This is a genomic window from Tsukamurella soli, from assembly GCF_039541155.1.
Taxonomy (GTDB): domain Bacteria; phylum Actinomycetota; class Actinomycetes; order Mycobacteriales; family Mycobacteriaceae; genus Tsukamurella; species Tsukamurella soli.
The window spans coordinates 24,014-38,758 of sequence record NZ_BAABFR010000027.1; the positions used below are offsets into that span (position 1 = coordinate 24,014).

General features: G+C 70.5%; 15 protein-coding genes. 8 read left to right on the forward strand and 7 right to left on the reverse strand.

Annotated features, from left to right (window positions below; translation table 11 throughout):
- Positions 1-277 precede the first annotated feature (277 nt).
- The 4 genes from ABD908_RS10725 to ABD908_RS10740 form a co-directional block, all read right to left on the reverse strand.
- Positions 278-466 carry a hypothetical protein gene (locus ABD908_RS10725; protein WP_344994962.1) on the reverse strand — a complete coding sequence of 63 codons (189 nt, stop codon included), beginning with the start codon at positions 464-466 and terminating at the stop codon, positions 278-280.
- Between the two features lie 283 nt (positions 467-749).
- Positions 750-1,988, reverse strand: coding sequence for a cytochrome P450 (locus ABD908_RS10730; RefSeq protein ID WP_344994964.1), 1,239 nt, complete (start codon positions 1,986-1,988; stop codon positions 750-752).
- 14 nt (positions 1,989-2,002) lie between these two features.
- A complete protein-coding gene (locus ABD908_RS10735) occupies positions 2,003-3,271 on the reverse strand; it encodes an NAD(P)/FAD-dependent oxidoreductase (protein ID WP_344994966.1) in 1,269 nt (422 codons plus the stop codon).
- Entirely contained in the window at positions 3,268-3,468 is a 201-nt protein-coding gene (locus ABD908_RS10740) for a ferredoxin (RefSeq protein WP_344994969.1), read from the reverse strand. Before ABD908_RS10740 ends, ABD908_RS10735 begins: the two co-directional genes overlap by 4 nt.
- Positions 3,469-3,611: 143 nt before the next feature.
- Between ABD908_RS10740 and ABD908_RS10745 the strand changes: the two genes are divergently transcribed.
- The 3 genes from ABD908_RS10745 to ABD908_RS10755 are packed head-to-tail and all read left to right on the forward strand — an operon-like array spanning position 3,612 to position 6,069.
- Entirely contained in the window at positions 3,612-4,196 is a 585-nt protein-coding gene (locus ABD908_RS10745) for a hypothetical protein (protein ID WP_344994972.1), read from the forward strand.
- Between the two features lie 29 nt (positions 4,197-4,225).
- Positions 4,226-5,407 (forward strand): sensor histidine kinase, encoded by a 1,182-nt coding sequence (locus ABD908_RS10750; protein WP_344994974.1) that lies wholly within the window; start codon positions 4,226-4,228, stop codon positions 5,405-5,407.
- On the forward strand, positions 5,404-6,069 hold the full coding sequence (locus ABD908_RS10755) for a response regulator (RefSeq protein WP_344994977.1): 666 nt from the start codon (positions 5,404-5,406) through the stop codon (positions 6,067-6,069). The genes ABD908_RS10750 and ABD908_RS10755 overlap by 4 nt, the downstream gene beginning before the upstream one ends.
- Positions 6,070-6,072: 3 nt before the next feature.
- Here ABD908_RS10755 and ABD908_RS10760 read toward each other — a convergent pair whose 3' ends face one another.
- Positions 6,073-6,300, reverse strand: coding sequence for a mycoredoxin (locus ABD908_RS10760; protein WP_385924420.1), 228 nt, complete (start codon positions 6,298-6,300; stop codon positions 6,073-6,075).
- Positions 6,301-6,412: 112 nt separating this feature from the next.
- Here ABD908_RS10760 and ABD908_RS10765 point away from each other — a divergent pair, with 112 nt between their 5' ends.
- From ABD908_RS10765 to ABD908_RS10785, 5 genes are all read left to right on the forward strand, one after another.
- Positions 6,413-8,110 carry a GmrSD restriction endonuclease domain-containing protein gene (locus ABD908_RS10765; RefSeq protein ID WP_344994981.1) on the forward strand — a complete coding sequence of 566 codons (1,698 nt, stop codon included), beginning with the start codon at positions 6,413-6,415 and terminating at the stop codon, positions 8,108-8,110.
- Entirely contained in the window at positions 8,107-9,321 is a 1,215-nt protein-coding gene (locus tag ABD908_RS10770; RefSeq protein WP_344994984.1) for a type II toxin-antitoxin system HipA family toxin, read from the forward strand. Before ABD908_RS10765 ends, ABD908_RS10770 begins: the two co-directional genes overlap by 4 nt.
- A 34-nt stretch (positions 9,322-9,355) precedes the next feature.
- Entirely contained in the window at positions 9,356-11,461 is a 2,106-nt protein-coding gene (locus ABD908_RS10775) for an ATP-dependent DNA helicase UvrD2 (protein ID WP_344994987.1), read from the forward strand.
- A gap of 151 nt (positions 11,462-11,612) precedes the next feature.
- A complete protein-coding gene (locus ABD908_RS10780) occupies positions 11,613-11,816 on the forward strand; it encodes a hypothetical protein (RefSeq protein WP_344994989.1) in 204 nt (67 codons plus the stop codon).
- 221 nt (positions 11,817-12,037) lie between these two features.
- Positions 12,038-12,322 carry a WhiB family transcriptional regulator gene (locus ABD908_RS10785; RefSeq protein ID WP_344994992.1) on the forward strand — a complete coding sequence of 95 codons (285 nt, stop codon included), beginning with the start codon at positions 12,038-12,040 and terminating at the stop codon, positions 12,320-12,322.
- Positions 12,323-12,391: 69 nt separating this feature from the next.
- Here ABD908_RS10785 and ABD908_RS10790 read toward each other — a convergent pair whose 3' ends face one another.
- Positions 12,392-13,702, reverse strand: a complete 1,311-nt coding sequence (locus ABD908_RS10790) for an ABC1 kinase family protein (protein WP_344994995.1) — start codon at positions 13,700-13,702, stop codon at positions 12,392-12,394.
- A 54-nt stretch (positions 13,703-13,756) separates the two neighbouring features.
- Entirely contained in the window at positions 13,757-14,719 is a 963-nt protein-coding gene (locus tag ABD908_RS10795; RefSeq protein WP_344994997.1) for a hypothetical protein, read from the reverse strand.
- Positions 14,720-14,745 lie beyond the last annotated feature (26 nt).

Genomic DNA, 14,745 nt, shown 5'->3' on the forward strand with positions numbered 1-14,745 from the left:
TGCCTTGGTGCGGCTGTGCCCGGGGGTCTTCGCCACGTGCAGCGCAGACGAGGCGATCACGACGGCGGTGCAGGCCGGCGGAGTCGTCTCGTCGGTGTCGGCGCTTGCGCGCCACGGTGTCTGGGTGCCGCCGAGCCAGAGCCGGATCGTCCACGTCCGGCCGAACGGCTACCGGGGCAGGCCGTTCGCCGGCACCGCGGTCCACCGTTGTTCGGCGCTGGAGGCCGAGCGGTTGCCGGGGCCGCAGCACCACGTCGACGGTGTCGAGACGGCCGTCCTAGCCGCCACCCGGTGCCTCGACGGGGAGGAGCTCGTCGCTGTCCTCGACTCGGTGGTCAACAGGCGGCTCCTGACGCTCGCGCGGATAGAGGAACTGCTTCGAGGTCGTCCGCGCCGGGTGCAGCGTCTGCTGCAGATGGTGGACGGCGCCGCCGAATCCGGCACCGAGACCATCGTGCGACTCCACGTCCGAAGACGCGGTCTGGGATGCGATCGACGAGGACCGCGATCGCGACGTCGCCCTGCACACAGCCGGTTTCCTCCCGTTTCGCGCCTCGTACCGCCAGGTGTTCTACGCATTCGAGCGGGTGGCCGCCGCGATCGATGGCGTGGTCGCGGCCGGGGACCACCTGCGTGCGCCGGACATCGAGGTGACGCCGCTGAGATCGACAGAATAATTTCGCCTCTTCGGCCGAACCTGCAGGTCGCGGGATGGAGCGCGAAGAGATTCTGTCGATCTCAGCGACGCCTCACGTGGCATGCGCTGCGGGCTGCACCTCGTCGAACGCGACCCGCAGGGACGAGGGACCGCGCAGGGTCATGTTGGTGCGGTAGGGCGGGTCGGCGACCAGCCGAGGGCAGACGAGTCGGCCGGCGATCGCCGTGAGCATCGCCTGCGCCTCCATGCGGGCGAGCGCGGCGCCGAGGCAGTAGTGCAGCCCGCCGCTGAACGCCAGGTGCGCAGGGTCGGGGCGACCGGGGGCGAAGCTGTCGGGCTCGGCGAAGTGGCGGGGGTCTCGATTGCCGGCGGCGAGGAGTAGCGCGAGCCGATCGCCTGTGGACACGTCGACCCCGGCGACGCGTACCGGTGCGGTCGCGAATCTGCGCGTCATCTGCACCGGCGGGTCGTAGCGCAGCACCTCCTCGACCAGCGCGGGTGCGGTCTCGGGATGCGCCCGGAACGCGGTGAGGGCAAGGGGATTCCGCAGAAGCGCCAGCGTTCCGTTGGCCACCAGGTTGACCGTGGTCTCGTGCCCGGCGATGAGCAGCAGCCCCAGCGTCACGCCCAGCTCCAGCGCGTTCATCCGGGTGTCGGGGTCGCCACCGACCAACAGCGCCGACACCAGGTCGTCCCCGGGATTCGCGGCCCGCTCGGCGATCATCGGCATCAGGTAGGCCCGCCACTGCGCACGAGTCACGGCGAGGTCGGCGATCTCGGTCTCGCTCAGGGTGTCGTCCGGGTCGAGTCCGCGGGTGAGCCGCTCGGCGAACGAGTGGAACACCGGCTCCTCCGACCGCGGCACGCCGAGTAGCTCGCAGATCACACCCACCGGCAACGGGTACGCCAGCCGCTCGACCACGTCCACCTCGCGGACACCGTCGGCGGCGATCCGGTCGACGAGCTCGGTGACCAGCGCGTCGATCCGAGGCTGCAGGCCCATGATCCGCCTGCCGAACTCGCCCGCGACCTGCCCGCGCAGGGTGTCGTGGTGCGGCGGGTCGAGGGAGAGGAAACCCGCGCGGAAGGGCTTGCCGTCGGAGCCGCGCGGGCCGTCGGGGTCGGGCTCGATCGCGGGGTCCTGCACCGACATCCGCGGATCACGCAGCAGCCCGCCGATCTCGTCGAAGCCGGTCACCAACCACTCGTGCGGGCCGAGTCGGTGGACGGGCTCTCCGGTCAGCTGCGAGTACAGCGGGTACGGATCGGGGCGGTTGGCCGGGTCGAGGATCCGGGCGAAGATGTCGGGGGCTGTGGTCACACTGGTCATCGGGGCGGCTCTCGTCAGGCCCGCGCGAAGGCGGGCACGGGGTGGAAGGGGAGGACTTCGGCGCTCGCGGGGGCGTCGCCCGCGCCGATCGGCGGTGGAAACGGCGCGCGCTCGGCGACCAGGGCGGCATATCCGTCGAGCACGCGCGGAGAGTTCACGGCCACGGCGCCGACGGTGACGCCCGCCCGCCCGTAGACGACCACGAACGGGTCGCGGCGGCCCGTTGCGGTCGGCACGAACGAACCCTGCGTCAGCACGATCGAATCGGCGATGTGCGGCAGGCCGACGCTCTTGACGTTCATCCCGAACTGGTCGGACCAGAACGCCGGGAGCGCGGCACAGGGACGGGCCGAGCCGACGATCCCGCGCGCGGCGGTGTCCGCCGTCGCGACCGCGTTGCCCCAGTGCTCGAGCCGCATCGGCCCGGCCCCGAACAGCGGATGCTCCCAGCGAGCGACGTCGCCGATCGCGAAGACATCCGGCAGCGGCTCGCCGGCCGGATCCAGCGCGTGGCACGTCGGAGCGCAGTCGACGCCGTCCGGTCCGGCCGCGAGCCCGGCACCGTCGAGCCACGAGGTGTTCGGCTCCGAACCGGTGGCGGCGACCACCACATCCGCGGCCACCCGCGAGCCGTCGGACAGCGTCGCGACGGAGCCCCCGGCACCGTCGGGACCCAGCGCGACGACCGTGACGCCGGTCCGCACATCCGTGCCGCGCGCACGCTGTCGGTCGGCGATCGCCGACCCGACCGCGGTCCCGAGCGCGCCGGACAGCGGCGCCGGCCCGCGATGCACGAGCGTCACCTCGAGACCGCGGTCGCGGCAGCTCGAAGCGACTTCGCAGCCCGTGAATCCACCGCCCACCACCAGCACCCGGCGGGCGGGGGTCAGCGCTGAGCGCAGCCGCTCGGCGTCGCCGATCCCGCGCAGCAGGTGCACGTCCGGCCCGGCCCACGCCGGTCGCCGGGCCCGGACGCCGGTGGCGATCACCAGTCGGTCGTAGCCCACCGACCGGCCGTCCGCCAGCAGCACGGCGCCGGGGGCCAGCGCCGTCGCAGGCGCGCCCAGCAACCATCGCGTGTCTGCGCCCGACGGTGCCGGTAGCCACAGTCGGTCAGTCCCGAGTCGGCCGGCGAGCACGGCTTTCGACAGCGGTGGGCGGTCGTACGGTGCGTACGACTCGTCGCCCACCAGCACCACCTCGCCGGCGAGACCGTGTGCGCGCAGAGCTGTGGCACAGCGGACGCCGGCCAGCGACGCACCGACGATGACGACCCGCGTCACAGCGCCGCCGCCTCACCGAGTGTGATGGCGGCCATCGGGCATGCCACGGCGGCACGGAGCGCCGCGGCCTCCTGACCCGGGTCGGGCGCGTGGTCGTACTCGATGGACTCGGGCCCGGAGAAGTGGAAGACCTCGGGAGCCGCGTACACGCACTGGCCGTAGTTCTGGCACCGGTTGAGGTCGACGACGATTCGCATGCCTTCGACGGTAGGCGCGCCGGCTGCACAGGTCATGGGCCAGCGGGTGGAGATCGCTGCGTCCGGGTGGAGCCGGAATCTCCACCCGGATCTCCGCTTGTGGGACCAATACTCGACGGCGCCGTCGCCATAGCGTTTACGGCATGAACTACATCAAAGGTTTCGTCCCGTGGATCGCCTTCTCGGCCCTCTCGTCCGTCGTCGGTTGGCAGTGGGGCGCGCTCGTCGCGCTCGCCGCGACCGGCTGGGCGATCCTGCGCGACCGCCGCAGCGGGGTCACCGTCGACGCGCAGATCCTCGACCTCGGCTCCGCCGTGTACTTCGCAGCCCTCACCGCGGTCGCGTTCGCCGCGCCGCACAGCGTGCTCGAGCAGTACGACGGTGCGCTGTCGTCGGTGTGGCTGGCGGCGATCGCCTGGTTCAGCTTGGCCGTGCGGCAGCCGTTCACCGAGGGGATCGCCCGGCGGCAGACCCCGCGCGAGTACTGGGGAACCGCAGCGTTCCGCAAGGTCAACACCACTGTCACCCTGGTGTGGACGGCGAGCTTCACCGCCACCGCGTTCGCCGCGTTCGCTTGCGACGCCCTCGACGCGCCGACCCTGGTGCGCGTTGCCTACCAGGCAGTCGGGTGCGGGGTGCCCGCGTACTTCACGCACCGGTACGTCGCCCGAGTCCGGGCGGCCCGCGCCGCCCTGGAAGTACAGACCGCGATTCCCGCAGTGGCGTGAACCGGGCGGCGCAGCATATCGTCGCTCCGATGGCTACCGGCAGGCCCGACCCGACACCGCTCGACGGTGGTGGTCGGGCTTTGCGGGTGTTCAACGCCATCGGCGACCTCGGCACTCGCCCCTTGCTGGCGGTCGCGACGATCGTGGCCACCGCTGCACGCTGGCGGTACTCCGATATCATCGCGCCCGCGCTCGCCCTGCCGTTGTTCATCGTCACAGCGGCCCTGGCACTGATCGTGGTGACCCGCTGGAACCTCGTCGCGCAACGGTTCCAGGTCCCGCTGCTCATGGCGTACGCGCTCTGCGGCGCGGTGCTGCACCCGCTGGCACACGCGACCGTCGGCGCCGCGCTGTTCCCCTATCTCGCCTGCGGCGCGTGCGGCTTCCGGATCCGCTCCGTGCGGCTCGCGGTCGGCATCGCGGCGGTCGCCGCGGTGGTGTCCGCGGGCATGTTGTGGCTCGTGGGGCGCAGCTACGCCGACGCGGCGCAGCAGTGGCCGTGGTGGGTGGGCCTCACGGTGGGCCTGCCCGTGTACATCGGGATCGCGCGGCGTTACCAGTCGGAGGCGCTTGCGAGCGCGCGGCAGGCGGCGGTCGACGCGCGCCGGGCGGCTGCATCCGACGCGCACTCGGCGGCGCTGGAGGAGCGGGGCCGGATCGCGCGCGAGGTGCACGACGTGGTGGCGCATTCGCTCTCGGGCATCGCGCTGCAGCTCGATCTTGCCGAGACGCTCTACCGACGGGACCGTGGCGACGAGGCGATGGCCGCGGTGCACCGCGCCCGGACGCTCGCGGTGGACAGCATCGCCGAGACACGCAGCGCCGTGCACGCCCTACGCGACGGCGCCCCGCGGGTCGCCGACGCGCTGCACACGATGGCGGAGACCTACGGGGCGCGGCTCGAGATCGTCGGCGATCCGGCGGGCCTCGCGCCCGAGGCCGCGCACACGTTCGTCCGCGCGGCGCAGGAGGCGCTGACCAACGCGGCCAAGCACGCCCCGGGGGCCACCGTCGACCTCCGGTTGGAGGCGGCCGACGATGCGGTGACGCTGACCGCTCGGAATCCGCTGCCGCCCGGCGACGCGGGGAGCGCGGACCCGGGGATCGGGCTGGCCGGGATGACCGAGCGCGTCGCGCTGCTCGGCGGTAGCCTTCGGGCCGGGCCGACGATGTCCGGAACGTGGGAGGTGCGCGCGGTGATTCCCCGATGACGGTGCACGCTGGTCGCCCGATCAGGCTGGTGCTGGCCGACGATCAGGCGACGGTGCGTGACGCGCTGGCCGTGATGCTGGACCTCGATGACGACGTCGACGTGGTCGGAGCGGCGGCGAACGGTGCGGAGGCAGTCGAACTCGCCGGGAGCCGGAGCCCCGACGTGGTGCTGCTGGACCTCAACATGCCCGTGCTGGGCGGCGTAGCGGCCACCGAACGGATCCGTGCGGCGCACCCGGGCGTCGCGATCCTGATCCTCACGACGTTCGACGACGACGAGTCGATCCTGTCGGCGCTGCGCGCCGGGGCGGTGGGTTATCTCACCAAGGACGCCAACCGCGAGGCCATCATGCAGGCCGTGCGCACGGCCGCCGCGGGGCAGACGGTCCTCGATCCGGCGGTGCAGCTGCGGCTCGTGGCGCTGGCCACGCGCAACACCGCGCCTGCTGTGCGCGACGCGGGGCCGGCCGCGCCCGGCGTGTCGTTCACGACCCGCGAGCAGGAGATTCTCGAGCTGATCGGCCAGGGGCTACGCAACGGTGAGATCGCCGAGCACCTGGTGATCAGCGAGGCCACCGTCAAGACCCACATCAACAACCTGTTCGCCAAAGCAGGCTTCCGCACCCGCGCCGACGCCGTGCGGTACGCGCTGCGCGGCTGAGCGCTACAGCTGGGCGAGCTTCTTCTTCACGTCCGCGGCCGACGGGTTGGTGGCGGTGGTGCCGTCGGGGTACTTGACTGTGGGAACCACGTGGTTGCCGCCGTTCACGCTCCCCACGAACTCCGCCGCCGACGGCTCCGCCTCGATATCGATCTCGTCCCACTCGATGCCCTGGGCCTTCAGGCCCGTCTTCAGGCGCGCGCAGAAACCGCACCACGAGGTCGTATACATCGTCAGCTTGCTCACGGCCGTACTCAACCACGGGGCGTCGTGAATTCTTCCCATGCGGTCGGGTCGCCTGTACATCTGCGGCGTTGTCGGTAGTGCCGCCTACGATCGGGGCATGGCAGACGACAGGACCAACTCGCGGCCAGAGGCGTACACGATCAGCGAGTTGTCGGATTACGCTCGTTCGGGACGGATTCGCGTACCTCGCTTCCAGCGTGCGTTCCGCTGGACGGTCACTGACGTCATCGAGCTGTTCGACAGTATTCGGCGAGGCTACCCGGTGGGCAATGTGCTGCTGTGGCGGCGGCGCGCCGAGGCAGATGACGTGGTGCTGGGCGGTCTCGCCTTCCATGCGGGGGTGCGCGAAGACGCCCTGTGGGTGGTCGACGGCCAGCAGCGGATCACCAGCCTCGTCAACGCTGTCGCCCCAGAATCGTTCGCGAACCCCTCGTTCGCCGTGTCGTATGTGCCCGAGACCGATCGCTTCGTCCGTGCAGCCGATGTTCGAGCCCAGATCGCGGTTCCGTTACCTGATCTCTTCAGCATCACGCGTCTTGTGCAGTGGTTGCAAAACAACCCGGAGGCAACTGATCGCGCCGAGCAGTTGCAGTCCGTGACTACAAGGTTGCGTGACTTCACGTTGCCCGGAACTGTCATCGAGAGCACGGACGAGGGTGAACTCCGGCGGATCTTTGACCGGGTTAACAATGCGGGCAAGCGGCTGACGGCCTCCGAAGTGTTTGACGCGATCAACCGCGCCGACGGCGCCGATGGCGAATGGTCCACGAGCTCGATCGCAGACCGGCTTGCCGCGGCCACCACGTTCGGGCGACTCTCCGAACAGCTCGTTTACCAAGCGGTTCTCGTGCGGCGTAACCCCGATATCACCCGGCGGGCGCAGCGTGAGTTCGAGCCTGAACGTAGCAATTCTATGGATTTCCCCGATGAGGACCAGGCTGCAAGCTTCGCGGCTACGGAGGCTGCGCTGCGCTTCGCCATCGGCTTTCTGGATAGCGAGGTCGGCGTACCCCACATCGCGTTCCTTCCGCAGCAATTTTTGATGCTGACGGTGACGCGCTTCTTTGCGCATTTCCCTGAACCACAAGACCGCACCCGGCAGCTGCTTGCGCAGTGGTGCTGGCGTGCGGCTTCTCGTGCTCGGCGTATCGGACTGACTGGAGACACGTCGACGGTGCGAGCCCTCGCCCGTCGGATTCATCCGGGGGACGAGTTCGGATCGATCCAGCGCCTGCTTGACGCAGTCGTGGCCGGCGACGACGAAGTGGTCACGGACATCGACGCAGCTGCGTTCCGAACGAATCAAGCCGCGAGCAAGATCATGCTGTGCGCATTGTGGTCGCACCGACCACGATCACTCCATACCGGGGAGCCGTTGACGGCCGCCGATCTCGACGCAGCCTTGGGAGAAGACGACACTCCCGCCCAGGTCGTGTGGGAGATCGCGCCGCGTCGCAGACTCTCTTCGCAGCATCGTAATTCGGTCGGTAACAGGATTATTCTCACTCCAGACGATCTCTGGCCTGAGGAGTGGTTCGACACCGCGCTCGATACACAGAATATGCCTGGTGGTCCGGACATTGGTGCGGTGCTCGCCTCGCACCTATTGCCCACTGACGCCCCGATGACCTTCCGAAATGCACCGGAACTAGCAGTCGAGCAGCGGGAGCGGGCGGTTGCGAAGACAGTGCGGGACTTTATTCAAGTCCGGACCGGCGCAGGGTTCCCCGATACGCCCCCGTTGTTGGCACTCGATCTAGACGAGGAGTTCGCCGGCGGAAGGCCAGACGCGTGACCGGTCTGCCCGAGCGCTGGCACGAGGTCCGTCTCGGCCCCGACCGTATCGGTGACATCGTGCAGCGCGGTGACGTCACGCGCTTCTTGTTTGCCGATGACTACTGGGATCGTGCGAACCGGCGTGTCCTGGGCGTGTGGTTTGAGGATCACCCTGGTGCGTCACCTCGGAGCGCGCTCCGGCTCCCTCAGTGGTTCTCGAACCTCCTGCCGGAGGGACGATTACGCGACTGGATCGCGCGGGAGCGGCGCGTTTCTGCGCAACGGGAGATCGAGCTCTTGCTTCAGATCGGCCACGATCTCCCGGGGGCAGTCACCGTCATCGAGGGCGGGACTGCGCGCGAATGGACCGAAGACGAGGTCGCGCCTCAGTGGGACGATGAGGCGCCTGGGCCGTGGAAGTTCTCCTTGGCGGGTGTCGGCATGAAGTTCTCAATGGTCCAGGCCGGCGACCGGCTGGTGCTCCCGGCACGGGATGTGCTGGGGCGGTGGATCGTGAAACTGCCGGATACCGGCTTCGCGGACATCCCAGCCAACGAAGCGGCGATGATGTCGCTGGCCGAGCTGGCGGGCCTGGATGTGCCGGAGCATCGGCTGGTACACCGTGATGAGCTGGGGCCGCTGCCGCCGGGTGCGTGGCAGGCGTCCGAAGCGCATGCCTACGCGGTCCGACGGTTCGATCGCGCGGACGGCGAGCGGATACACATCGAGGACTTCGCACAAGTCCGCGGGAAGTACCCGGGTGACACCGAGAAGTATCAGGGAACATTCGAGACGGTCGCTGCACTCTGCTACCGCGGCACCGATCTGCGGGCGCTCCGGGAGTGGGCGCGCAGGGTCGCATTCAATCTCGCGATCGGGAACGGCGATGCGCACCTTAAGAACTGGTCCTTGATCTATCCGGACGGCCGGCACCCCACGTTGTCGCCTGTATACGACCTGGTATCGACGCGATCGCATCTACCGGACGACGACCTGGGGCTGAAGTTCACGGGAACCAGAAACGTCGACCGAGTATCGCCGGGTGGCTTCGCGGTTGTCGAAGGGCGGCTCGGGGTGGATGGCGGTGGACTCGAGGAGATCGCGGCAGAGACGGTGCGGGCTGTGATCGAGAACGCGCCAGGCGTCGCCGACCGCTACCCGGTGGTATCAGGCACCGTCGACTGGGTCGTGGATAACGCACGCCGCGTAAAACGACAGCTTAGGTTCTGAATACTTGTCGTGCCCCGGTGGAATACTCGACCCTATGAGCGAAACGGTGGCACTGGACCCGGAGCAGACCGAAGCGGTGCTGGCGCCGCGCGGTCCCGTCTGCGTCCTGGCAGGCGCCGGCACCGGCAAGACCCGCACCATCACGCACCGCATCGCACACCAGGTGGCATCCGGCCACGTCGCGGCCGGCCAGGTCCTCGCGGTCACCTTCACCTCCCGCGCGGCGGGCGAGATGCGTGCGCGGCTGCGCTCGCTCGGCGTGGGCGGCGGTGACGGTGCGCCGGGCGTCCAGGCCGTCACGTTCCACGCCGCGGCGATGCGGCAGTTGCGGTACTTCTGGCCCCGCGCGGTGGGCGACACCCGCTGGCAGCTGCTGGACAACAAATTCCCCGTCGTCGGCCGCGCGGCGCGCGACTGCGGGCTGCGGCCCGAGACCGACACCATCCGCGACCTGCTCTCCGAGATCGACTGGGCGAAGGCGTCCGAGGTCACCCCCGAGATGTACGCCGCCAAGGTGGTCGAGGTCGGGCGCACCGCGCCGCTGGCGCCGGGCACCGTCGCCGACGTGTACGCCGCGTACGAGCGCCGCAAGACCGATCAGGACGGCAACCGCCTGCTCGACTTCGACGACCTCATTCTCATGACCGCGGCGATCCTCGATGACAACCCCCAGGTCGCGGACGAGTTCCGCGACCGGTACCGCAGCTTCGTCGTCGACGAGTACCAGGACGTCACGCCCCTGCAGCAGCGGCTGCTCAACGCCTGGCTGGGGGAGCGCGACGACCTCACGGTGGTCGGCGACGCCAACCAGACCATCTACTCGTTCACCGGCGCCAGCCCGCGATACCTGTTGGACTTCACGCGCCGCTTCGAGGACGCCACCATCGTCCGGCTGCAGCGCGACTACCGCTCCACGCCGCAGGTCGTGGAGCTGGCCAATCGGGTGATCGGTGCGGCGACCGGGCGGGTCGCCGGCACGCGGCTCGAGCTGATCGGGCAGCGCCCGGCCGGGCCGCGCCCGCGGTATCAGGAGTGCGACGACGAACCCGCCGAGGCCAAGCTGGTCGCCGAGCGGATCACCGAACTGCTCGCGGCGGGTGTCCCCGCCTCGGAGATCGCGATCCTCTACCGCATCAACGCCCAATCGGCCGTGCACGAGAACGCGCTCACCGAGGCCGGTATCCCGTATCAGGTGCGCGGCGGAAGCTCGTTCTTCGAGCGGCCCGAGATCGGCCAGGCGATCCGCGAGCTGTCCGGTCAGGCGACCGAATCCGGCACGGTTGGGGGCGACGAGCTGGTCGAGCTGGTGTCCGCGACGCTGGAGCGGCTCGGCTTCACCGCCGAGCCGCCCGACGGCGCCCGCGCCCGCGAGCGGTGGGAGTCGTTGCGGGCGCTGGTCGAGCTGACCCGCGACCTGCTGGCCGAGCGTGGCGGGCTCACGCTGGTCGAGCTGCTGGCCGAGCTCCGCTCCCGTGCGGACGCCAAGCACCCGCCGACGATGCAGGGCGTCACGCTGTCGTCGCTGCACGCCGCGAAGGGCCTCGAGTGGGACGCGGTGTTCCTGGTCGGCCTCACCGAGGGCTCCGTCCCGATCGCGCAGGCCATCGCAAAGGGTGAGCAGGAGCCCATCGAGGAGGAGCGCAGGCTGCTGTACGTGGGCGTCACCCGCGCCCGCGAGCACCTGCAGCTGTCGTGGGCGCTCGCCCGCAACGAGGGCGGGCGGCGCGGCCGCAAGCGCACGCGGTTCCTCGACGTCGTCTCCGCGGAGGCCGACGGTGACCGGCGCGCCCCGGCACCGTCGGGCGCGGGCCCGAGCAAGGGCCGCCGCCGCACCTCGGACACCTGCCGCGTGTGCGGCACGATCCTGGACACCCGCGAGGAGAAGCTCCGGTCGCGGTGCGACGACTGCCCGTCCGATCTCAACGACGAGCTGCTGGTCGCGCTCAAGCAGTGGCGCACAGGGCAGGCGAGCGAGCAGAAGATCCCGCCCTACACGATCTTCTCCAACGCGACGCTCTTCGCGATAGCGGAGCACCAGCCCCGCACCCGCACCGCGCTGGTCCGGATCAACGGCATCGGTGCGACCAAGGCGGACAAGTACGGCGACGAGGTGCTCGCGCTGGTCCAGGAGCACGTCTGAGGCGGAAAACCGCAGGTAGAAAATAGGTTGTGCGGATTACTACCGCGCGCCTACTGTGGATGACACCGCACGGGACGACGCGCCGGCCGACTGACGGCCGCCGCTCGCCGAAGCCGTGATGACCGTACGCACGAAAGGAGGCATGAAGAAAATGAACAACGCACTTGCAGCCAAGCAGTTCACCGTCACCGAGGGGGCAGCCGCAGCCGCAGCCGTAGCGCTCGTTCGACGCAATGCCTCCGACTCCGTGTACCCGCCCCGGATGCCACAGCTGTGGCAACTGCGGCACCGGTCGATCATCGGCATCGAGCGAGAACTGCAGTCGCGTCCCGTGTTGGAGTCGCGTCAGGGGTGAGCCCCCGACGCCCGGGGTGATCCAGCCCCCGGCCTCTCCCCACGGAGTCTGCGTCAGCGCGGACCCGTGGTTTCTCGGGCCACGACATCGGCACCGTCGCGCCATCGGCGCGGGGCCGACGAAGCCCGCCTCCTACACGGTTCGCGCACCTCCGTATCCATTCGTGCGCCTCACCGGCGCCAGAGAACAGGCCACCCCCGACGGGGTGGAAGGTGAACGAAGTGTCAACCATCCTGGACGACCAAGCTGTCGTCCCAGAAGTCCGCAGCATCAACGAGATCCCCTGCCGCGCAGGCGATCCTGATATGTGGTTCGCGGAGACCCCGACCGACCTCGAGCGGGCCAAGAGCCTGTGTGCGGCGTGCCCGGTGCAGCGTGCCTGCCTGGCAGCGGCGCTCGAGCGCGCCGAGCCCTGGGGCGTGTGGGGCGGCCAGATCTTCGACCAGGGTGTCGTGATCGCCCGCAAGCGCCCGCGCGGGCGGCCGCGCAAGAACGCGGCGGCGTGATGCACGCGCGTCGCCCGACATGAGCGCCGTCTCCGCATCCGCGGGGGCGGCGCTCATGTGTGCGAGGCGTCAGTCGTCGAGCTGCGGCGTCCAGCGCTCGACGATGGCGCGGTAGGGCGCCTCCGCGTCCATCTGGGAGCAGATGCCCACCATCCCCAGCAGTACCCGGAACAACATCACATACTCCGCCGGCAGCGACAGTTTGCGGCCGGTCTGGAACTGCTCACTGCGCACGTCGGTCGCGGTGTTCGCGACCCGCATCAGCCACTGGCGCGTGAAGTGGAAGCTCTCGGTCCGCAGCGGGTCGACGTACGGGGCGAGGTATCTGCGGATGTCCTCGGGCGTGATCTCGAGTCGTGGCGGAATGAAGCCCTGGCTGCGCAGCAGCGGGAACAGCGCGTCGTAGTCCTCGTCCCGTGCCAGCCGAAGGATCCGCCCCACCGCCGGCGGGATGCCGCCCGGGTACTCGGCCACCGCCCCGAAGTCGAGCACTATGAGGCGGCCGTCGTCGGCCACGAGGAAGTTGCCCGGGTGCGGGTCGCCGTGCAGCAGCCCGGCGCGCGACGGCGCGCTCACCTCGAACTCCGTCAGCTTGGCGGCGACGTCGTTACGCTCGGCTTGCGTGCCGCCGGTGATCACCTCGCGCAGCGGTCGCCCGGTGACCCATTCGCTCACGATCACCTTGGGCGCGCTCGCTACGACCCGCGGCACCAGAACCGCGGGATCGCCGGCGAACGCCTTCGCGAACTTGCGCTGGTTGGTGGCCTCATAGCGGTAGTCGAGCTCCGCCTCGGTCCGGTCCGACAGCTCCTCGACCAGCGACTTCACATCCGCGCCAGGCGTCAGCGGCCGGAGCACCGCCGACAGCCGTCCGAGCGCCTTCAGGTCGGCGCGCAGCGCCTCGTCGGCGCCGGGATACTGCACCTTGACGGCCACGTCGCGCCCGTCGGCCCACACGCCGCGGTGCACCTGGCCGATGCTGGCGGACGCGGCGGCCGTGTCGTCGAACGAGGTGAACCGCTCCCTCCACGTGCTCCCCAGCTGTTGGGCCAGCATGCGGTGCACGGTGGCGGTCGGCATCGGCGGGGCCTCGTTCTGGAGCTTGCCGAGCGCCTCGCGGTACGGCTCGGCGAACTCCGGCGGCACGGCCGCCTCCATCACGCTCATCGCCTGGCCGAGCTTCATCGCCCCACCCTTGAGCTGGCCGAGCACCTGGAACACCTGCTCCGCGGCCTTGGCCTGCAGTTCGGCGTTCACCTCGTCCCGGTCGGCGCCGGCGATGCGCTTACCCCAGCCCTTGGCCGCGCGACCGGCCATCCCCAGCGGCAGCCCGGCCAGTTTGGCGGTGCGCCGCGCGCTGCCACGCGTGATCTCCGACATGGCGTGTCGAGTCCTCCCTCTTCCGCGAGGCCAGGCCCCGGAGAATGCTCTCGCTCAGCCGCGTCGGTGCGCCGGGGCACGCCCGCACCCGCAGCCGGGGTGCATCGCCCAGCGCCGGGTGGCCACACCGCAGCGGCCGGTGTCGATCTCCAAGGTACAGCCGAGCGACTCGGGCGCTGCCGTGGCGGCGGGCGCCACGGTGAGTGCGGGGCGGGCCGCCACGATCCGGTCGACCTGGCCCGCTGCGACGGCCGCGGTGAGACGCACCGTCGGCCGTGACGCCCGGCCCGGGCGCCCCGTCAGCTGACACGCCACCGTCGGCCATGCGGGGTCGATGTCGGCGCGGGCCCGGTCGAGGCACCGCAGGCACGGCGAGACCCCCGGTAGCACCAGCGGGCCCACCAGTCCCGCACCGTCCCGCAGCCGCACCGGTAGGTGCGCGACCCGCGCACGCATCAGGCGCTGCGCGAGTACGGGATCGACGACGATCGCGTCGGTCAGCAGCACGAGGTCCACGACTCGATCGACGGGGTCCCACGCAGGCGAGGTGACGACGGTGACGCGTACCTGCGGCCGTTCGTCCAGCTCGGCGAGCAGCGCATCGGCGACGGGACCGCGGCCGTGTACGTGCACGTGCAGCGGCGTCGGGTCCTGCCACCACTCGATCGCGCCCGCCGCGTCCAGCGCGGTGACCAGTTCGGCCGTCTCGTCGGGGGAGAGGCCGGAGTCCGCGGCGCGGCGCAGCAGCTCGTCGTAGCCGCGGTAGGTCTGCAGCCAGCGCACCAGTGCCGCCGCGGCGTCGGGCGCCAGCCAGGGTGGCACGGCCAGCAGGGGCGCGCCGTCGCCAGACACGCCGATCTGCACGAAGGACGGCGGCCGCACGACGACGGTCGCGTGCGGCGCCACCCGCAGGCGACGCCGAGCCCCGCCGGGCCCCGTCGCGCGGCCGGCGCACATCGGTGCGCGTTCGGCGCCGTCGGGCCCGGACGTGCCGACACCGTCGGACAGAACTGTCATACGCGCACTATCGCACGCGCTCACGC

What these genes read in the sequence shown, in the direction of transcription:
- ABD908_RS10790 (WP_344994995.1), bottom strand. Translation starts at nt 13,702, where the DNA reads ATGTCGGAGATCACGCGTGGCAGCGCGCGGCGCACCGCCAAACTGGCC.
- ABD908_RS10730 (WP_344994964.1), bottom strand. Translation starts at nt 1,988, where the DNA reads ATGACCAGTGTGACCACAGCCCCCGACATCTTCGCCCGGATCCTCGAC.
- ABD908_RS10740 (WP_344994969.1), bottom strand. Translation starts at nt 3,468, where the DNA reads ATGCGAATCGTCGTCGACCTCAACCGGTGCCAGAACTACGGCCAGTGC.
- ABD908_RS10760 (WP_385924420.1), bottom strand. Translation starts at nt 6,300, where the DNA reads ATGTATACGACCTCGTGGTGCGGTTTCTGCGCGCGCCTGAAGACGGGC.
- ABD908_RS10775 (WP_344994987.1), top strand. Translation starts at nt 9,356, where the DNA reads ATGAGCGAAACGGTGGCACTGGACCCGGAGCAGACCGAAGCGGTGCTG.
- ABD908_RS10765 (WP_344994981.1), top strand. Translation starts at nt 6,413, where the DNA reads ATGGCAGACGACAGGACCAACTCGCGGCCAGAGGCGTACACGATCAGC.
- ABD908_RS10745 (WP_344994972.1), top strand. Translation starts at nt 3,612, where the DNA reads ATGAACTACATCAAAGGTTTCGTCCCGTGGATCGCCTTCTCGGCCCTC.
- ABD908_RS10795 (WP_344994997.1), bottom strand. Translation starts at nt 14,719, where the DNA reads ATGACAGTTCTGTCCGACGGTGTCGGCACGTCCGGGCCCGACGGCGCC.
- ABD908_RS10780 (WP_344994989.1), top strand. Translation starts at nt 11,613, where the DNA reads ATGAACAACGCACTTGCAGCCAAGCAGTTCACCGTCACCGAGGGGGCA.
- ABD908_RS10755 (WP_344994977.1), top strand. Translation starts at nt 5,404, where the DNA reads ATGACGGTGCACGCTGGTCGCCCGATCAGGCTGGTGCTGGCCGACGAT.
- ABD908_RS10750 (WP_344994974.1), top strand. Translation starts at nt 4,226, where the DNA reads ATGGCTACCGGCAGGCCCGACCCGACACCGCTCGACGGTGGTGGTCGG.